Annotated in this window: 16 protein-coding genes, 2 tRNA genes and 1 pseudogene; 15 read left to right on the top strand and 4 right to left on the bottom strand. The window is 47.1% G+C overall.

The features are described from left to right. Together FLQ44_RS04935 and FLQ44_RS04930 are read left to right on the top strand one after the other, a co-directional pair. Nucleotides 1-76 (top strand) — tRNA-Phe (locus FLQ44_RS04935). 34 nt (nucleotides 77-110) lie between these two features. After that, nucleotides 111-186: transfer RNA gene (locus tag FLQ44_RS04930), tRNA-Phe, on the top strand. Nucleotides 187-554: 368 nt separating this feature from the next. On the opposite strand, the gene FLQ44_RS04920 is transcribed toward FLQ44_RS04930, so the two are convergent. Beyond that, a complete protein-coding gene (locus FLQ44_RS04920) occupies nucleotides 555-1298 on the bottom strand; it encodes an IS3 family transposase (protein WP_240801183.1) in 744 nt (247 codons plus the stop codon). Next, a complete protein-coding gene (locus FLQ44_RS24285) occupies nucleotides 1210-1686 on the bottom strand; it encodes a DUF1153 domain-containing protein (RefSeq protein WP_240801182.1) in 477 nt (158 codons plus the stop codon). The genes FLQ44_RS04920 and FLQ44_RS24285 overlap by 89 nt, the downstream gene beginning before the upstream one ends. 19 nt (nucleotides 1687-1705) lie before the next feature. Between FLQ44_RS24285 and FLQ44_RS04915 the strand changes: the two are divergent. The 13 genes and pseudogenes from FLQ44_RS04915 to FLQ44_RS04855 form a co-directional block, all read left to right on the top strand. Further along, nucleotides 1706-2486 (top strand): annotated as a pseudogene (locus tag FLQ44_RS04915) (IS30 family transposase); the annotation flags it as partial. Between the two features lie 369 nt (nucleotides 2487-2855). Next, complete coding sequence (locus tag FLQ44_RS04910) at nucleotides 2856-3281, top strand: MaoC family dehydratase (RefSeq protein WP_147693337.1); 426 nt, start codon at nucleotides 2856-2858, stop codon at nucleotides 3279-3281. Further along, the gene (locus tag FLQ44_RS04905; protein ID WP_147693336.1) at nucleotides 3278-4111 is read left to right on the top strand and encodes an acyltransferase; all 834 of its coding nucleotides are present in this window, start codon (nucleotides 3278-3280) and stop codon (nucleotides 4109-4111) included. Before FLQ44_RS04910 ends, FLQ44_RS04905 begins: the two co-directional genes overlap by 4 nt. Nucleotides 4112-4121: 10 nt before the next feature. Further along, on the top strand, nucleotides 4122-5207 hold the full coding sequence (locus tag FLQ44_RS04900) for a DegT/DnrJ/EryC1/StrS family aminotransferase (protein WP_147693335.1): 1086 nt from the start codon (nucleotides 4122-4124) through the stop codon (nucleotides 5205-5207). A 5-nt stretch (nucleotides 5208-5212) separates the two neighbouring features. After that, nucleotides 5213-6334, top strand: coding sequence for a DegT/DnrJ/EryC1/StrS family aminotransferase (locus tag FLQ44_RS04895; RefSeq protein WP_147693334.1), 1122 nt, complete (start codon nucleotides 5213-5215; stop codon nucleotides 6332-6334). Then, nucleotides 6331-7689, top strand: a complete 1359-nt coding sequence (locus tag FLQ44_RS04890) for a lipopolysaccharide biosynthesis protein (protein ID WP_147693333.1) — start codon at nucleotides 6331-6333, stop codon at nucleotides 7687-7689. The genes FLQ44_RS04895 and FLQ44_RS04890 overlap by 4 nt, the downstream gene beginning before the upstream one ends. After that, nucleotides 7686-8852 (top strand): glycosyltransferase family 2 protein, encoded by a 1167-nt coding sequence (locus tag FLQ44_RS04885; RefSeq protein WP_147693332.1) that lies wholly within the window; start codon nucleotides 7686-7688, stop codon nucleotides 8850-8852. The genes FLQ44_RS04890 and FLQ44_RS04885 overlap by 4 nt, the downstream gene beginning before the upstream one ends. A gap of 3 nt (nucleotides 8853-8855) precedes the next feature. Continuing rightward, nucleotides 8856-10052, top strand: coding sequence for a hypothetical protein (locus FLQ44_RS04880; protein ID WP_147693331.1), 1197 nt, complete (start codon nucleotides 8856-8858; stop codon nucleotides 10050-10052). A gap of 114 nt (nucleotides 10053-10166) precedes the next feature. Beyond that, nucleotides 10167-11222, top strand: coding sequence for a glycosyltransferase (locus FLQ44_RS04875; RefSeq protein WP_147693330.1), 1056 nt, complete (start codon nucleotides 10167-10169; stop codon nucleotides 11220-11222). Between the two features lie 91 nt (nucleotides 11223-11313). Further along, nucleotides 11314-12204 carry a dTDP-4-dehydrorhamnose reductase family protein gene (locus FLQ44_RS04870; protein ID WP_206208668.1) on the top strand — a complete coding sequence of 297 codons (891 nt, stop codon included), beginning with the start codon at nucleotides 11314-11316 and terminating at the stop codon, nucleotides 12202-12204. Nucleotides 12205-12220: 16 nt separating this feature from the next. Beyond that, nucleotides 12221-13249 carry a polysaccharide biosynthesis protein gene (locus FLQ44_RS04865; protein ID WP_147693329.1) on the top strand — a complete coding sequence of 343 codons (1029 nt, stop codon included), beginning with the start codon at nucleotides 12221-12223 and terminating at the stop codon, nucleotides 13247-13249. A gap of 17 nt (nucleotides 13250-13266) precedes the next feature. Next, nucleotides 13267-14397 carry a non-hydrolyzing UDP-N-acetylglucosamine 2-epimerase gene (gene wecB / locus FLQ44_RS04860; RefSeq protein WP_147693328.1) on the top strand — a complete coding sequence of 377 codons (1131 nt, stop codon included), beginning with the start codon at nucleotides 13267-13269 and terminating at the stop codon, nucleotides 14395-14397. Nucleotides 14398-14405: 8 nt separating this feature from the next. After that, a complete protein-coding gene (locus FLQ44_RS04855; RefSeq protein WP_147693327.1) occupies nucleotides 14406-15593 on the top strand; it encodes a glycosyltransferase family 4 protein in 1188 nt (395 codons plus the stop codon). A 42-nt stretch (nucleotides 15594-15635) separates the two neighbouring features. On the opposite strand, the gene FLQ44_RS04850 is transcribed toward FLQ44_RS04855, so the two are convergent. Both FLQ44_RS04850 and FLQ44_RS24670 read right to left on the bottom strand, forming a co-directional pair. Continuing rightward, nucleotides 15636-16238, bottom strand: a complete 603-nt coding sequence (locus FLQ44_RS04850) for a MarC family protein (RefSeq protein WP_147693326.1) — start codon at nucleotides 16236-16238, stop codon at nucleotides 15636-15638. 222 nt (nucleotides 16239-16460) lie between these two features. Then, the coding region (locus FLQ44_RS24670; protein ID WP_338117463.1) for a THUMP domain-containing protein at nucleotides 16461-18864 on the bottom strand (2404 nt) is incomplete at its 5' end.

Raw genomic sequence — 18864 nt, 5'->3', positions numbered from 1 at the left:
GGCCAATTAGCTCAGTTGGTAGAGCAACGGATTGAAAATCCGTGTGTCCTTGGTTCGATTCCGAGATTGGCCACCAAAAAACTTGCCGGTAACACACCAGTCAGCAGACTGGCCAATTAGCTCAGTTGGTAGAGCAACGGATTGAAAATCCGTGTGTCCTTGGTTCGATTCCGAGATTGGCCACCAAATTAAAACCCCCCAGCTAGCAATAGCTGGGGGGTTTTTGCGTTTTGTCTTCCATCGGTTTCATTCTACGGTCCAGGATTCTTGCCGCAGGATGTGTTCGCTGGTGAATCGCCCCCACTTTTCTAGATACCTCGAGGGCCTCACACTAGGCCCCAGAAGGAGGTGCCATGAGCAAGCCACGTTTTCCCGAAGAGTTCATGATTGAAGCCGTCAAGCAGGTAACCGACTGTGGTTATCCTGTTGCCGAAGTCGACAGTCGCCAGCGGTTTGTCTGCGCACAGCCTGTAGCAATAGCTGGGGCGCTACGACCCCAAGCGAGCCATTCCTGGTGCGCGCGAAGTGTAATGACCCAGCCCTTTCTGCACAGGTCAGGCTGCTAATTGATACGCCATCGCCGGCGTCTTCATCCCCAAAGCTTGGTGTGGGCGCCGGTGGTTGTAGAACCCGATCCAGTCGGCAATCACCCGGCTGGCGTGCGCCAGGCTTTCAAAGCGGTGCCGATGCGCGCACTGCTCTTTCAAGGTGCGGATCACCCTCTCCACCATCCCGTTTTGCTCCGGCGTGTACGGCGTGATGAACTCCTGCTGCAAACCGTAGCTTTTCACCAGCGCGGTGTAGCTGCGACTGGTAAACACCAAGCCGTTGTCGCTGCGCAGCAGGAAGCGTTGCGGCACCCGGCCCAGGCAGCCAAAGCGGTTGATCAGCGCGTGTTCCAGCGCCGATTCGGCCGTTTTGGACTTGCCACTGCGTGACAGGTGCCAACCCAGCAATTCCCGGGTGCAGCAGTCAATCACCAAGGCCAAATGGCACCAGCCATCCTTGCCGGCCCAGATGCGGCACAGGTCTGTCGCCCAGCGTTGGTTGGGCTCGGCCGCCACCGATGGCAGGGCTTGCACGCGCGGGCGGAAGCCGACCGGACGCTTCTTCACCTGCCAGCCTTTGAGCTGGAAGATGCGCTGCACGGTGTTCTTGTTCATGCCCAGCAGGCCTGCCACGGTGCGGTAGCCGAATGAAGGATTCTCTTCAATCATCTCTTTGATGGGCTCGACCAGCTGCGGCTGCAGCTTGGGCGCGGCCTTTTGCGGGCGGTAGTACAGCGTGCGACGCGGCACGTCGAACCACCGACACAGCTTGCTGATGGGCACCTGGATGCCGTCGTCTGCCAGTCCCTGCCGGACGAGGTGGACTACTTGTCGTCCTCGCCCAGCAGAGACTGCAGCTTTTTCTAGCGCGCAGCTCCAGCATGGCTTCGCCGTAGGCTTCCTGCAGTTCTTTGAGCTGCTTTTCGTACTGCTCGCGGATGTCCATCGGCTTGGCACGCAGGGCGTTTTCCATGCCGCGCTTGGCCTCATCGACCCAGGTTTCGATCTCGGAGGGGGCCAGGTCGAAGGCGCGGGATGCCTCGGCCACCGTGCTCTTGCCCTGAATGATCTCCATCACCAGCGCGGCTTTGCGCTTGGCGGTGCAGCGTTTGATATCGTCTTCCATGGTCATACTCATCACATGCTCCTGTGTGAATTATGACCTGTGCAGGTTTCTAGTGGGTCATTACAGGTCGCCACAGCAGATTCAAGGCAGACTGCCTGAACGCTATCCTGATGACCCCAACTATCACGTGTCCCACGAAACCATCTACGCTGCCATTTACGCCACCCCGCGCGGTGAACTGCGCAAAGAACTGATCCGTTGCCTGCGCCAGGGCGCATGATGGTCGCCGCAAACGCAGCCAGGGCGAAGATAGACGCGGCCGCCTGCCCAACATGGTCAGCATTCACGAGCGCCCGCCAGAAGTAGAAGATCGTCTGATCCCCGGGCACTGGGAAGCCGATCTGATCAAGGGGGCCGGCAATCGTTCTGCCGTGGCGACGCTGGTAGAACGCAGCAGTCGACTGGTTTTGCTGGCCAAGATGCCGGATGCCAGTGCTGCCTCTGCACTTGAGGCGCTGACGGCTATGCTCAATCGCATTCCCGCCCCAGCATTACGCCAAACACTGATCTATGACCAAGGCCGGGAGATGAGCCGACACAAGGAGCTGACAGAGCGCACCGGCGTTCGAGTCTACTTTGCCGACCCGCACAGTCCTTGGCAGCGTGGTAGCAATGAGAACGCCAACGGTCTGATCCGGGAGTATTTGCCGAAGGGAACAGACTTGTCGGTGCATAGCCAGGAGGAGCTGGATGCTATCGCGCACCGGCTTAATACGCGGCCCCGAGCGGTGCTGAAGTTCAAGATGCCGATCGAAGTATTTGCTGAGCATTTGGATGCCGTGATTGAATCACGGCAAGCCGTTAAACATTAACTCTGTTGCACTTGGTTGTTGAGACCGCCCTGTCTAACGCCATTCCGTGATCTCTAACCATCTGTAGTGGTCAAGGTAGAACAGGCGGCCATGTTCTTGTATGTTCGCGATCGGTGCTGTGGGAGACTTGAGGACGCAACATCAGTTCTAGGGCCGCATGGCTCATGTCTTGTGCAGGCTTTCAGCACTGAACGCACTTAAGACCACAAATTTATGTATAGGTGCAGTGTGGCATTGGTGAGCATATCTTGACCCACGAGTCAGAGTGTTCATTGTATAATGATGGACATGACATAAATGACATTGGACTTTGCACGTCTGTGAGAAGTCGGGCATACCTTCACTTAGAATTGAAAATTAGGAGTTCAAATGAATATTGAAGACATTAATATTGGTATGTCAGCATCTTACTCGCAGACCATAACAGATGCTGATGTAAAAAGTTTTGCTGGAATATCTGGAGATAACAATCCCGTTCATATGAGTGATGAGTACGCTGAGAGTTCTCGCTTCAAGAAAAGAATTGCACATGGATTGTTGTCTGCAAGCTTCTTCTCTGCAATTTTTGGGACTAAGCTGCCTGGAGAAGGCTGCGTTTATGTAGGGCAAAATCTAAAATTTCACAAGCCTGTTTACCTTGGTGATACAGTAACAGCGAAAGTGACAGTTACATCAGTTGATGTCGAAAAAAACAGAGTTTTTTTCTTAACGGAATGTTTTGTAGCTGAGTCAGCGGTCATTAGCGGTGAGGCTGAAATTTATATTCCGAAAGCCAAGAAGGATAAAAGTAAATGAAAATTATCGGTAATGGATTTTTGGATATTTCAAATTTAGCTTCAGTAAGTGAGTCAGCTGAGGTTATCTTTAAAAGCCCCGGGTCTTTGCGAATTGGCGACTATGCAAATATTGGAGATGCAGTAAAGATTGTTATTGAGGCTGGCGATGTCAGTATTGGCGATTGGTCGACTGTGCACGCTAATTCTCTTCTTCTTTGCAAGAATGGATTGTCAATTGGGATGCATTGCTGGTTTGGTCAGAATACCATTCTAGATGGTACTGGCGGCCTGTTCATAAAAAATGGTGTAAGAGTCGGCATGTATTCCCAGATATGGACTCATGTCGCGGCGGGTGAGCAAATTGAAGGTTGTCGTCTGATTGGGGAAAAGAGCACACACATTGAGAATGATGTGTGGTTGGTTGGATCTTGCACCGTTGGCTCTGGTGTGACAATTGGTGAGCGTGCCATTTGTATGAATGGTTCAAACGTGACTAAATCTATACCAGCACATTCAACGGCCATGGGAATACCAGCAGTTGTTCGCGAAGGCCTTAGCTTCTATCGTGAAGTTTCAATCGATGACAAATACGCCATGATGATCAAGTGGGGGCGGGAGTTCGCAGATCAATATGGTTTTTCTTTTAAGTTAGGTAATGATGTATTTTCAATTTCATCTGGAACTGATAGTGTAAATGTAGTTAAAGATATAAATAATATGGTAGACGTATCGTTCTCGACTATGCTATGTATCAATAGGAAAAATTATGTAGGTAACCTTAATGAAGTTGCAGTCTCACTTATTCGTTGGCTTGCAGGTAATAAAGCACGTTTTTATCCAGTAGAATAGTAGGTTTATCATGTTGCCAATTGTAAAAGTAGCGATGCCCCCTAAAGATTTGCTTATGCCGGCATTGGAAAATGTGCTATACAGCGGAATGCTTGCAGAGGGTGAAACTGTATACAAGTTCGAAGAGGCATTTGCACGCCACTACGGTTTGCAACACGTACTGGCCATGAGTAGTGGGACTGCTGCGCTGCACGCCGCCTTGACACTGGCGGGAGTCGGGCCTGGTGACGAGGTAATCAGCACGCCAATGACTGCTGAACCTACCAATACTTCGGTTCTGTACTGCGGTGCAAATGTAATCTGGGCTGATGTGGATCCAACCTCCGGAAATATGGATCCAGATAGTGTTAAGTCATTGGTAACGCCCAAAACTAAGGCTATTTTGTGTGTACATTATGCAGGTTACCCGGCTAGGCTCAGTGAATTGAGGGCCATTGCCGATCAACATGGTATAGCGCTGATTGAAGACTGTGCGCACGCGTTAGCTGCAGAATACAAAGGGCAGCCAATTGGCTCTATTGGTGACTTCAGTATTTTCTCTTTTCAGGCGATTAAGCACATGACCACCGTTGATGGTGGCGTTCTGGTCCTGAAAGATCCCGCCAATATAACCAAAGCTAAGAAATTTCGCTGGTTTGGTATGTTGAAGGGTGTACCAAGAACAGAGATAGATATTACCAGTATCGGTTACAAATATAACATGAGTAATGTTACCGCTGCGATAGGTCTTGTGCAGTTGGATAGGATCGATGAAGTGGTAAATCGCTATATTGACAATGGTCGCTATTATGATGTTGCATTGTCAAGTGTACCTGGTGTCGATTTTGCACGGGTCGAGAACGACGTGAAGTCGAGCTACTGGCTATATACCATGCTTTGTGATGACAGCAACGCGATAGAAAAAGCACTGATTGCAAATGGAGTGTCTGCTTCAAAGCTTCATCGCCCTAATAGTTATCACAGTATTTTTGCAAACTCACAAAGAGAGTTACCTGGATTGGGTGATTTTTATAAAAAACTCCTGCATATTCCATGCGGTTGGTGGGTAAGTGATGCTGAGCGTTGTCACATTGTGGAAATCATTAGTAAGGGCTGATTCGGATGAAAAATATTCCCTTGTTCAAAGTTGTTAGTCAGCCGAATTTTCCTAGAATCATAAGTAACATTATTACTTCCGGTTCAATATCTGCCGGTTCATTCGTCACAGAGTTTGCTGAAAAGTTTGGTGAACTTGTTGACCAAAAACATGTTGTTACTGTAAATGATATGTCCAATGCTATACAGATAGCATTGAAAATTATTGGTGTACAGCCTGGTGATGAAATTATTGCCAGTCCTTTTGCCTGTATGTCTACTAATGCACCAATTTTTACATCAGGTGCAAAACCAGTATGGGTTGATATAAATCCTGAAACAGGCGTATTAGACCCAGATGCATTTGAAGCAGCAATCACTACCAAAACTAAAGCGGTGATCGTATACCATTTTGCTGGATATCCGGCTGAAATTGAGAAAATCAAGGATATTTGTGATAGGTATGAAATTAAACTGATAGAAGATTGTGATAACGCGCTCATGGCAACCGTTGGCTCAAGGCAAGTGGGTGTATTTGGAGATTTTGCAATATTTTCGTTTTACCCGAATCGCCAGATTAATGCGATGGAGGGGGGGGCTTTATGTTGTAAAAATCCCGATGACGCCGCTAGGGCAATAAAATTACGTAGATATGGTATTGATCTGCCAAATTTTCGGGATTCAAGAGGTGAAATTAATGCTCAATGTGATGTGCCTGAGATAGGTTTTGCCGCAACGCTTAATAATTTATGTTCGGCAGTCGGCCTTGCACAGCTGAGTACCGTTTATGATCGAGTTGAATTGTCGAGAAGAAATGATGCACTTTATAGAAGTTTACTAGCTTCCAATAAGAGTATTGAGTTAATTAAAGTAAATAAAAACGTTACTCCTTCCCCATGGGTTTTCCCCATTTTAGTTGAGAATCGTGATACTATTCTGCTTGAAATGAAAGCTCGAGGAATTGGTGTCTCCTCAGTTCATTTTGATACAAGTCAGTATAGTGGTTTTAATGTAGAAAGAATAGATTTGCCTGGGGTTGATAAATTTTATAATAAAGTTATTGCTTTGCCTTGTGGCTGGTGGATGAGTTGTGAGGATGTGAATTGCGTGGTAGATAATCTCGTTGAAACAATTTCTAACTCAGTATGATTTTAGATAAAATTAAAAAGCACTATAGTAGCAGTGTTAATCTGGCGTTACTATTTTCAGGGAAACTGTCAGGGATAGCAATTAACCTGATTTTCATTCCGTTCTATAGCAGGTCGTTAGGAGAGTACGGGTTCGGTATAGCAGCAACAATATTGTCACTGCAAGCAATGCTTATCATGTTAGATCTAGGTTTTTCAACATATTTGGGCCGACAAGCAGCTGTGTCTCAAAGTGAAAAAAATCCTATTCTGAATGATTTAATGGCTGCGGAAAGTTTTTTGCTTGGCTTCTATTTGTTAGCCGCATTTTTAGCATTCCTAGCTTTTGCTCTTGGTGCTATAAACAAGCATAGTCTTGTAATATTTTTTTCTATAATACTTTTTTTACTGCTGGTTTTGCAAAATATATATTACGTTGTTATTTGTGCAAGAAAAAAATACGTACATGGCAGTGTTATTTTGTCAGTAGGAAACTTATTTCGTGCTGCAGTTTCTTTTTGTGTATTAAAATGGCTAAGCCCAGAAATAGATTACTTTATAATGGCGCAAGTCCTGACTGCGTTCTTTCATATGGTGATTTCAAGATATTACGCTTTTAAATTTATTGGTGAAAAAAAAGCATTTCCAGTTTTAAATTTATCGATTAAAAATGGGGCTGTGTTAATCAAGAAAACGTATAGCCTGGCAATTTTTTCCTTGGCAGGTGCTTTAGTCACGCAGCTAGATAAGCCAGTAATAACCTATTTTATTAATGCAAAAGCAGTCGCCGCATATTTTTTGGCAATGACCATTTGCATGGTGCCAATTGGAATACTTGCTGGACCGGTTGCACAGTATTTTCAGCCAAAGATTATTTCTCTAGTAGGGCGTGATTCAAGTGAAGAGCTTTACAGAGTGTCCAGTGCGTTTCTATATGTCTTAATTGTAATAGTTTTTTTCCCATGCGCCGTGTTATGGGTATTTAGGGATGGTCTGATAAAATTATGGCTTGGTGACGTTTCCTACCATGAAAACATATCTCTTTATGTCAAGGTCATGCTTCCAAGCCTTGCTGTTGGGGCACTTGGCTTCTTTCCATATTCACTATTATTGGCAGCAAAAGATTTCCGATTTCAAGCAAATCTTTCCGTTTTTTTGACTACGATAACAATACCATGTGTCATTTTTTCAGCATTTAAAAGGGATGTACTTCTGATTTGTGTTGTTTATAGCTTTTATCATGTATCGTCGACGATGCTATCCTGGTGGAGAGCTTGTCTTGTCGAGCATATTTCTCATGTGGCACAGAAGAAAATCTTATTTATCATTTTTCCAATTTTAATTGTTCTTCTCAATATCATTCTGAATATAATATGACTTCTCATTTGCTAACCTTCATCGTTCCAACCAGAAATAGACAGCACTGTTTAAAATCATTGCTTGATATTTTCCATCGCTTTTTTATTATGGGCGAGAACTACTTTAAAGTAGTTATTTTGGATAATAGTGATAATGTTTTTGACATGACAAATTTGGGTACGATGCCATTCATGTTGGAGTACTACCATTCAAATGAAAATTTGAGTGTTGTTGAGAATTTCAATAAAGGAGTCCAGTATGTTGATGGCGAATTTGCATGTTTTATAGGTGATGATGATCTCATATCTTTCAGGGTATTCGAGTTTGTTAGGTTAATGAAACAGCAGAAAATTGAAGCCGCAATAGTTTCTGAAAATACAAAGGCTATATATTTTTGGCCAGGTGTGAGTGATCGTAGGTGGGGAAGTGTCGGATCTAAACTATTTCTTAACAAATATAGTGGGAAAGTTTTAATTTCTGATGTGAAAGATGCAATAGAATTAGTCAGTATAAGGTGCTGTGATGGGCCTCAGTCTCTACCCCGTGCATACTCTGGTATAATCTCAAAAAATGCTATTGATAGGGTTGTCAAAAAGCACGGCAATTTATTTGGTGGATGTAGTCCAGATATATATAGTTCCAGACTACTTGCAAGTGTAATTTCTACTGTCGCATATGTTGATTTACCATTGATTGCAGCTGGAGCATCACCAGCAAGTACATCTGCCGCTAGAGCAAGTCGTTCTGATATCGGCGGTTTAACTGATAATGACCATTTAAGTCGTTTCCAGCATCTGGAGTGGGATGAGCGGATTCCCAAGTTCTACTCACCATTTACGGTATGGGCACAGTCATACTTGCAAGCCGAAAAACAGTTGGGAATAGATATTTCAAACAGGGCACTAGCATTTGTTTATGCGAAATGCATTTTGTTTGCTCGAGGAAACTTCAGCCACATAAAAGCTGCATTGAAAAGATCTGATAATAAATTGATTATTATTTATTATCTCGGTATCTACGTTATTAGTTTGCCATTCTTTTTCTTGATAAGCAAAATGAATCTTTTGCTTCATAGAAAACCTGGGGGGTGTGCATTTGAGTATACAATGATAGAAAACAGTTCGGATGCTTCTCAAGCGTTGGATGAAGCTATCGCATCAATACCTTTTTTGTGTAAATAAATCATGGATAGTTTAAATAGTAAGAAAATGAGTAAAAACAAGTCTCTTTGGGGATGGCTGTTTTATACTATTCTTTTATTTACTTTTTTGCAAAATTATTACGATTTGCAAGCTATTATGGATGGTGGAAAGCTTGATCTTCTAAACTATGAAGGTCCAACTTTTATTAAGCTGCTGAAGGATTTGATTTATATCACGATTTTTATCGTATCATTACATTACGCATGGAAAGCTAATGTCGCTATATTTTCCCCATTATCGTTCTTGATCGTTTTGCTAATTATTAGTTGTTTCGTAAGTTCCTTACTTTCAAATGGTGTATTGCTATCAATTATTGGCTTAAGATGGTGTTTCCCATTTTTAATATTTTTGTTGGCAAGGCCATTTGTTGAAAGCATTGACGCTGAATCTGTTGCTAAAATTTTATTTTTGGGTGTTTCATTTTGTTTTGCTGCACAGATTTACCAAATTTTCAATATGCCACCTATTTATGGCGAAATATTAGGCAGCATACCGGCTAGAACGCCAGGTATTTTTCTGGCACCCAATTCAGCCGCTTTTTTTGCATGCAGTAGCTGTGCACTAGTTATGAGTCTTTCCAAGAGAAATAAAAATATTGTCATGTTAACTATTATCTTAACATGCCTAATTTCTATATTGGCTCAGTCAGGTACGGGAATTATATGCTCTATATTATTATTAATTTATCACTGGATGGGTAGGTTTTCAATAAGTTTCTTTGTTTTTGCGGGTTTTATTTTTCTTGTCATGCTTCTAAATTTAGATAGTTTGACGATGCGCGAAGATTACGTCTCAGCTTCTGGAGGTAATCGCCTTGACGTATTTTTGAAAATGTTGACACTGGCCTTTACTTCATTTGATGGATTTGGTTTGTATACTAATGCTGCGATGCTTAATCAATCGACTGCAAAGCTGGATTTTGTGCTTGATTCTTTATGGGCGTCATGGCTAGGTAATTTCGGCATTTATGCGCTTCCAATTTTATTTTTGACAATTATGTTTTACTATCAAGCTGTATGCAGTAAGACATGGCATGGTCGTCAGCCGGTCTTACTCGTCTTTCTTCTGTTTTCCATGACAAGCATTGTGTTTGAAGCATTTCCAATGAATATTTATATTGTTTTTGGATTGTGGTTTGCAGGCGGTGCAGATAAAACCCAGGCAAATGCTCGATGTTAATGTCTCATGCTTCGTGTTGATGGTTTTACGCAGCATTTGAATGTAAAGATTGCGTTATATTCTTATTTTAATTTGGTCGGTTAATGTCACTTTAAATACGTTGGCAGAATTTTTATGAGCGCTACAGGGAAGCTGATAATTCAGGCGATGAATGTGAGTCAAGGTGGTGGTTACAATTTGCTTTTACCATTGTTGACGAATGTTCGCGCTGCAGAAGCTTTATTCTTTCTTGACTCAAGGATAAAAGAAAGAGTTCAGTCTTTGAATTGCCCAGCAAATATCGTGTGGGTAGAGCCAACTATTTTTGCTAGATTGAGGGCAAGTTGGCAAGTAGCACGATTAGCAAGACCTGGTGATGTTGCACTTTTTTTTGGTAATTTGCCCTCAATTTTCAGAATGCCTTGCAAGTCATATGTTTATTTACAGAATAAATTGTTGATAGACAATAAATCGCTTAGAGATTTTAGTTTAAGAACAAGACTTAGATTGTCTCTTGAACGTATTATCTTGTCTTGTTTTAAAAAAAACGCCGATGTTTTTTTAGTTCAAACCGCAAGTATGGAAAGAGTATTACGTCAAAAATTTCCTGCTGATTGTCTAGATATTGCTATTTTCCCCTATGCCGAAGAGTCGGTTGTGCTTTTGGGTGACGGCGTTGTTAAGAAAAAAAAGGCTTATGATTTTATTTATCCTGCATCTGGTGATGATCATAAAAATCATAAAAATCTATTGCTGGCGTGGAAAATTCTGGAAAGTCAAGGGGTGTTCCCGCGCCTGCTCTTAACGCTATCACCTGTTGTTTTTGATAATTTAATAAAAAATACTCAAGCTACAACCCTGAGCGAGGGTGGTGTTATTAAAAATATAGGATTTGTATCTAAAAATATGCTGGAGCAGTATTATCAGCAGTCTTCAGCGTTAATCTTTCCTTCGAGTGTTGAGTCTTTTGGATTACCTCTAGTTGAGGCTAAACAGCATCATCTTGGAGTGGTTGCTGCTGAGCTAGATTATGTTCGCGACCTTATAGTACCTGATGAAACATTCGACCCACAGTCACCATTGTCTATTGCTAGGGCTGTGAGGCGTTATTTGGGTATGGCTCCGGATTGTACTGAAATTTATAGTGTTGATGATTTTTTTGATAATCTTCAGCATTCCTTCTTGGGTTGAATATAATTTTCCATTGTTCATTGATGTATGAGTCGAGGCGATGGATTGTGAAATATTTCGTTAGGCTTTTGCCTAGCTTTTGAATTGTCTGATGGTTCTGTTGGTGGGTGATATTATGAGCTCAAATTATAAAGTTCTGGTGTTGGGTGCTTCGGGTATGTTAGGAAATGCGGTTTTCCGTTTTTTTTCTGATAGTACAGGCTTTGATACGTATGGCACCATCCGATCCAGGAAGTCGCTCTCTTTTTTTGCGGCTGACCTACAAAATCAATTGATTTCTGATGTGGATGTGGAAAATGCTGATAATTTAATAGCAATCATGCACAGGGTGAAGCCCGATCTTGTGATTAATTGTGTTGGCTTAGTGAAGCAACTTGCGCAAGCAAACGATGTACTTTCTTCTATACCAATTAATGCGATGCTTCCCCATCGCTTGGCAGGAATTTGCGCTTTAATTGGTGCTAGGCTGGTTCATATGAGCACCGATTGCGTTTTCTCGGGAGCGAAGGGGAATTATCAAGAGTCTGATTTTCCTGATTGCTATGACTTATATGGTCGCAGTAAACTAATTGGCGAAGTTGATTATGAGAATGCTGTGACCTTGCGAACGTCGATTATCGGCCATGAAATTTTTGGCTCGCGCAGTCTGGTAGATTGGTTCTTGTCCCAAAATGGTCAGGTGAAAGGGTTTACAAAAACTATTTTTTCAGGATTGCCAACCGTAGAAGTGGCAAGAATCATCCGTGACTTTGTAGTACCTAATGTCGAGCTAAGAGGGCTTTATCATCTGTCATCAAATCCAATTAGTAAGTATGATTTGCTGAGTTTGATTGCCGACTGTTATGGTAAGAACATTTCAATTTTACCGGATCCGAGTCTTGTTCTAGACCGTTCGTTAAATTCAGAGCGCTTCCGCTCCGCAACTGGTTTTCGGCCTGAAAGTTGGGCTGAACTTGTTTTGCGCATGTATAATTTTCATTAATTGATAGGGCTAAATAATGTTTGCTGGCAAAATTCTTTTGATCACAGGTGGGACTGGTTCTTTTGGAAATGCAGTGCTCCGGCGTTTTCTTAATACAGAAGTCTCTGAAATCCGAATTCTTAGTCGCGATGAAAAAAAACAAGATGACATGCGGAAAAAATTCAACAATCCTAAGTTGAAATTTTACATAGGTGATGTTCGCGATTATCACTCGGTGCTCAACGCTGTACGTGGTGCTGATTTCATTTATCATGCAGCAGCGTTAAAGCAAGTACCATCGTGTGAATTCCATCCGATGGAAGCAGTCAAAACAAATGTGATCGGAACTGAGAATGTGTTAGAGGCCGCTATAAACTGTGGTGTCAAACGTGTAGTTTGTCTAAGTACCGATAAGGCTGTTTATCCGATCAATGCGATGGGTATTTCCAAAGCAATGATGGAAAAGGTCATTGTGGCTAAGTCTAGGAGCAGCAGCGAGACTGTTATTACCGCTACCCGTTACGGTAATGTGATGGCATCCCGTGGCTCTGTGATTCCCCTCTTTACCAACCAGATTCGTTCTGGTCAGCCCATCACTATTACAGACCCGAGCATGACTCGTTTTATGATGACACTGGATGATGCAGTAGACCTTGTGCTCTATGCATTCGAGCACGGTCAGCCGGGTGAGATTTTTGTGCAAAAAGCACCGGCAGCAACTATTGAAACGTTGGCAAAAGCCCTGACCGGTTTGCTAAAGGTTCCGGATCATCCGATCAATGTCATTGGTACTCGCCATGGCGAGAAGCTGTTTGAAGTACTTCTGAGCCGTGAGGAGATGGTAGCTGCGCAAGATTTGGGCGGCTACTACCGTGTACCACCTGATTTACGTGATTTGAATTACGGTAAGTATGTAGAGCAGGGCGAGGTTAAAATCTCAGAGGCTGTCGAGTATAATTCTCATAATACTACCCGTCTTGATGTCTTAGGCATGCAGGATTTACTGATTAAGTTACGTTTTATGCAGGCAACCGTCAATGGTGAGCATGTTGAGCCGGAAGAATGATCACAGGACCATTTGTTATGAAAAAGCTAAAAATAATGACTGTAGTCGGAACTCGTCCTGAGATTATCCGTCTGTCGAGAGTCATGGCAAAGCTCGATCAGCATTGTGAACATACAATTGTACATACAGGTCAGAACTATGATTACGAGCTTAATCAAATTTTCTTTGATGACCTAGGGATCCGTAAACCGGACCTTTTTTTGAATGCAGCAGGAGCTTCTGCGGCTGAAACTATTGGCAATGTAATTGCAGAGATTGATAAAGTGTTGGTTGATGTTGAACCCGAGGCGTTTCTGGTGCTGGGCGATACCAATAGCTGCCTGTCTGTTATTTCTGCAAAACGCCGCAAAATTCCGATTTTCCATATGGAGGCGGGTAATCGCTGTTTTGACATGCGGGTGCCCGAAGAGACTAATCGCAAGATTGTCGATCACACTTCCGATGTGAACCTGACTTATAGCGATATTGCTCGTGAATGCTTGCTACGTGAAGGCTTACACCCGGATCTGGTTATCAAAACCGGTAGTCCTATGGTAGAAGTGCTGCATTACTACCAAGCAGCAATTTCAGCATCTACTGTGCTGGATAGACTGGGTCTTGTGGAAGGCAAGTATTTCGTTGTCAGTACGCATCGAGAAGAAAATGTGGATTCGCCTGCAAGTTTCGCGAAACTTGTAAATTTGCTGAATACTGTTGCCGAGACGTATCAATTGCCGGTGATTGTTTCTACTCATCCGCGTACGCAGAAACGTGTCGAAGCAATGGGGGTTAAGTTTCACGATAAAGTACGCCTACTGAAACCACTGGGCTTTACCGATTATGTAAGCCTGCAATGCGCTGCACGGGCTGTATTGTCAGATAGTGGGACGATCAGTGAGGAGTCATCCATTCTGAATTTCCCTGCGTTGAATCTTCGCGAAAGCCAAGAGCGACATGAGGCATTTGAGGAAGGCTCCGTGATGATGGTTGGGCTTGATGAGTCCCGGGTGATGCAAGGGCTCGCTATCCTCGAAAGTCAACCAAGAGGCGAGCTGCGCCTGTTACGGCAGGTTGCAGATTATTCGATGCCCAATGTTTCGGATAAGGTGGTACGCATCATTCATAGCTACACTGACTACGTTAATCGCGTTGTCTGGAAAAAGTACTGAGGTTTGCTATGCGTTTGGCTTTAGTGGCGGATACCTTTCCACCCTTGCGTTCCTCTGGGGCGGTTCAGTTGCGAGACCTCTCCCGCGAATTTGTACGTCAGGGGCATAACCTTACGGTTTTCTTGCCTGATGCTAATCTGGATCGAAGTTGCGTTGAAGAATGGATCGATGGTGTTCATATCTGCAGACTACGGGCCCCGAAGACCAAGGATATCGGTTATGTTCGTCGCACGCTGGCGGAATTGGCCATGCCTTTTGCAATGGCGAGTAATCTGGTGAATAGTACGGTTGCCGACGTAAAATGGGAGGGTGTTTTGTGGTATTCTCCTTCCATATTCCATGGCCCTTTTGTTAAAGCCTTGATGGATAGAAGTCAGTGCCGATCGTACCTGATACTGCGAGACATCTTCCCTGAATGGGCGGCCGATATGGGCCTGATGAGTCGCGGGTTGCCGTTTCGATTTTTTAAGAGGGTGGCGAACTACCAGTATTCGGTAGCTTCCGTGATCGGTGTTCAGTCTCCAGGTAATCTTGCGTACTTTAGCGGTGTGAAGGGGCGGAGGGAAAAGAAGCTTGAAGTCCTGCAAAACTGGCTAGACCGGCCTGCTAGTGCAGGTTGCCAGATACGGGTGGAAGACACAGTTCTGGCCGGACGTCAGGTATTGGTCTACGCCGGTAACATGGGAGTAGCTCAGGGAATGGATATCTTGCTTGCTTTGGCTGAGCGGCTCAAGCATCGCAGTGATGTTGGTTTCCTTTTTGTTGGGCGCGGTAGTGACGCAGCAAGGCTAGAGCGTATGGCCTGCGACTCTGGTCTGGATAATGTAGTTTTCATGCCGGAAATTGATCCAGACGAAATACCTAGCCTCTATGCTCAGTGTGCTGTAGGTTTGGTGGCGTTGTCTCCTTTACATAAATCGCACAATATTCCCGGCAAATTCCTGACCTATATGCAGAGCGGCCTGCCCGTGCTTGCGAATATTAATCGAGGTAATGATCTGGCCGAGATAATCCGCCGGGAAAATGTCGGTACGGTCTGTGAAAGCAACGATGTGGATGAGTTGTACCGTCTGTCCTGTGATTTGTTGGCTAGCTTGTCTGCGGATACGGATATATCGCAACGTTGTCGAAGTTTGTTTGCTCGTGAGTTCGCAGTGGAAAAAACTGTAAAGCAGATTGTGGTGGCATTTGGCTGAGCGCTGCTTGTGAATGAAAAATCGCCCCTCGGGGCGATTTTTTTATGCCAGTTTTTTGATATACGCCGCCACCCCACCTAGTAGCATTTCGATGGAGATGGCGGTCAGTACCAGGCCCATCAGGCGTTCTAGTGCGGTGATGGCTTGTTCGCCCAGGGAGCGGTGGATTTTGCCGGAGAAGAGGAAGACCAGCAGCGTCACCAGCATGGTGAGGGTGAGGGCGCCGATCCACTCCAGCATGCGTTCTGGTTCGCGAGTGGACATCAGCAGTACGGTGGCCATGGCAGAGGGGCCGGCGATCAGCGGTACGGCGATGGGCACGATGAAGGGTTCGCCGTGCATTTTGTCGCCGCCAAACATGCTGCCTTCGCCGGGGAAGATCATCTTGATGGCGATCAGGAACAGGATGACGCCACCCGCTACGCGCAGGCTTTCGTCGGTCAGGTGCATCAGCTCCAGGAAGCCTTTGCCAAAGAACATGAAGGTGAGCAGTACGGCGAAGGCGATGAAGCATTCGCGGAATACCACGCGGCGGCGGCGTTCCGGCTTCACCTGCTTGAGCGCAGAGATGAAGAGGGGGATGTTGCCTAGAGGATCGGTAATCAGGATCAGCAGGATGGTGGCAGACAGGAATGAGGTATCCATAGCTTTTACAGTATGCGGTATTCGATAAAAAACAAAGCCCGAGCTGCGCTGTCTGGCCATGGGCACCGCCTTAGGCGATGGCTTATGGCCGGCAAAGGTTGGCCGCAGGCAGTAAGAAAGGCCTTGCGCAGAGCGTAAGGCCTTTTTGGTGTGTGCGTGCCATGTACTGGCTGGGCGTGATTATGTCACGCCCTGTTTTTTAATGGCAGCGGGCGTGTCCGTTTACTGACCGCTTGTGTCGTCTTTTTCCTTGCGATTAGAACCTTCTACCAGTGTGAAGGCGTAAACACGGCATTCCAATGCGCCGTTGTACAGCATGGGGCGGCTGTCGGCGGCCAGGCGCATCAGGCTGGGCAGGCGGGTATCGGCGGTCATCAGGTGGGCTGTCCAGCCGGCAAACTGGCGCTTGAGCCAGGTGGCCAGCAGCGGGTATAGCTCGGCCAGGCTGTCTTGCTCGTCCAGGCGGATACCGTACGGCGGGTTGCACACGATCAGGCCTTGTTTGGCTGGTGCGGCCAACTCGGTGGCATCGCCCACGCTCAGGGTAACGAGCTCGGCCAGGCCGGTGCGTTCCAGGTTGCAGCGGGTGATGTCTACCATGTGGGCAGCGCGGTCATTGCCGTACAGCGGCAGGGTAGCCAGCTTGCGGCTGGCCAGCTCGGCGTCGTTCTTGATGCTGTGCCACAGCAGGTCGTTGTGGTTTTTCAGCTGTTCGAAGGCAAAGCCACGGTCGCGGCCGGGGGCGCGGTTCAGGGCGATGTCGGCGGCTTCTACCAGGAAGGTACCGCTACCGCACATCGGGTCCAGCAGGGGCTGGGTGCCGTTGTAGCCGGCCAGCAGCAGGATGCCGGCGGCCAGGTTTTCGCGTAGCGGGGCTTCGCCGGTTTCGTCGCGCCAGCCGCGTTTGAACAAGGCTTCGCCGCTGGTATCCAGGTAGATCTGCACGTCAAAGCCGGACAGGAATACGCGGATGCGCATGTCCGGGGTGCGGGTGTCTACGCTGGGGCGCTCGCCGCCCAGGTCGCGGAAGCGGTCGCAGATGGCGTCTTTTACGATCAGCGATACGTAGTCAATGCTCTTCAGGCGGGCGTGGCCGTCGGTTTTTACCTTGATGGTGCAGCTTACGTCGAACAGCTCTGGCCAGTTGATCTCTTTGGCCAGGGTGTAGATGTCGCGCTCTTCGCGGAAGGTGCCCATGGCCAGTTGCATCAGCAGGCGGCTGGCGGTGCGCGAGTGCAGGTTCACGCGCATCATCACTTCTTGCGTGCCGGTAAAGGCCACACCGCCGTCGGTCAGCTGCAGCTCAGTACCGCCTTGCAGGGCGATTTCTTCGCCCAGCAGTTTTTCCAGGCCGCGCGGGCAGCTGGCAAACAGGGCGAATTCGCCGTCTTTCAGCGTGCGTGGCTGGGCTTTGACAAAGGGCGTGCGGCCAACCTTGTCGCTGCCACCTTGTTTGCCAAAGCCTTGGTTTGGTTCGCGGGCTTCGCCTTTGCCGAACAGGGTGCGTGCCGGGGCGGCATCGCGCTGGAAACCGCCTTCGCGTGGCTTGTCGCCGAAGCGTGGCTTGTCGAAGTTGCGCTCTTCGCGCTGGAAGCCGCCTTCGCGCGGCTTGTCGCCGAAGCGTGGCTTGTCGAAGCTGCGTTCTTCGCGCTGGAAGCCGCCTTCGCGTGGTTTGTCGCCGAAGCGTGGTTTGTCGCCGAAGCGTGGTTTGTCGCCGAAGCGTGGCTTGTCGCCGAAGCGTGGCTTGTCGAAGCTGCGTTCTTCGCGCTGGAAGCCGCCTTCACGACGCTCGCCACCGAAGCGCGGTTTGTCGAAGCTGCGTTCTTCGCGCTGGAAACCACCTTCACGGCGTGGCTCGTCGCTACGCGGCGTTGCCGGGGTATCGATGTCGCTAACGCGTTTCAGGAAGCTGGTGCGCACCGGGCCGCCTGCCGGTTTGTTTTCTAGCGGGGCAGGCTCGTTGTCGCGTGGTTCGGGTGCCACGTAGTCGGGGTGGGCTTTGCCACCACGGCCAGCTACGCGGTCACGGGTATAGGTTTTTTGCGGGCGCTCTGCGGGTGCGGCTTCCGGGGCCGGGGCGTAATCTTCCGGCTTTACCGAAAACAGTGTGCGCGGCTTGTCCAGCCCGTGTTCGCCACGCGGCTGGTGATCGTTGGGTTGTTCGCGGCGGAAGTCGCCTTCGCGCTTAAAGCCGCTATCGCGGTTGCCTTCAAAACGTGGTTTGTCGAAGCTGCGTTCGCCGCGTGGCTGGAATTCGCCGTCGCGCTTGAACCCGCCTTCGCGATTCTCGCGGTTGCCTTCGAAGCGTGGTTTGTCGCCACCGAAACGCGGTTTGTCGAAGCTGCGTTCGCCGCGTGGCTGGAACTCGCCGTCGCGCTTGAAGCCGCCTTCGCGGTTATCGCGATTGCCTTCGAAGCGGGGCTTATCGCCGCCGAAACGCGGTTTATCGAAGCTGCGCTGTTCGCCGCGTGGCTGGGATTCGCCCTCGCGCTTGAAGCCGCCTTCGCGGTTATCGCGATTGCCTTCAAAGCGGGGCTTGTCGCCGCCGAAACGTGGTTTGTCGAAGCTGCGCTGTTCGCCGCGTGGCTGGAACTCGCCGTCGCGCTTGAAGCCGCCTTCGCGGTTA

Source organism: Vogesella mureinivorans, from assembly GCF_007644035.1.
Lineage (GTDB): Bacteria > Pseudomonadota > Gammaproteobacteria > Burkholderiales > Chromobacteriaceae > Vogesella > Vogesella mureinivorans.
This window is presented reverse-complemented; position numbering and strand designations above follow the sequence as displayed.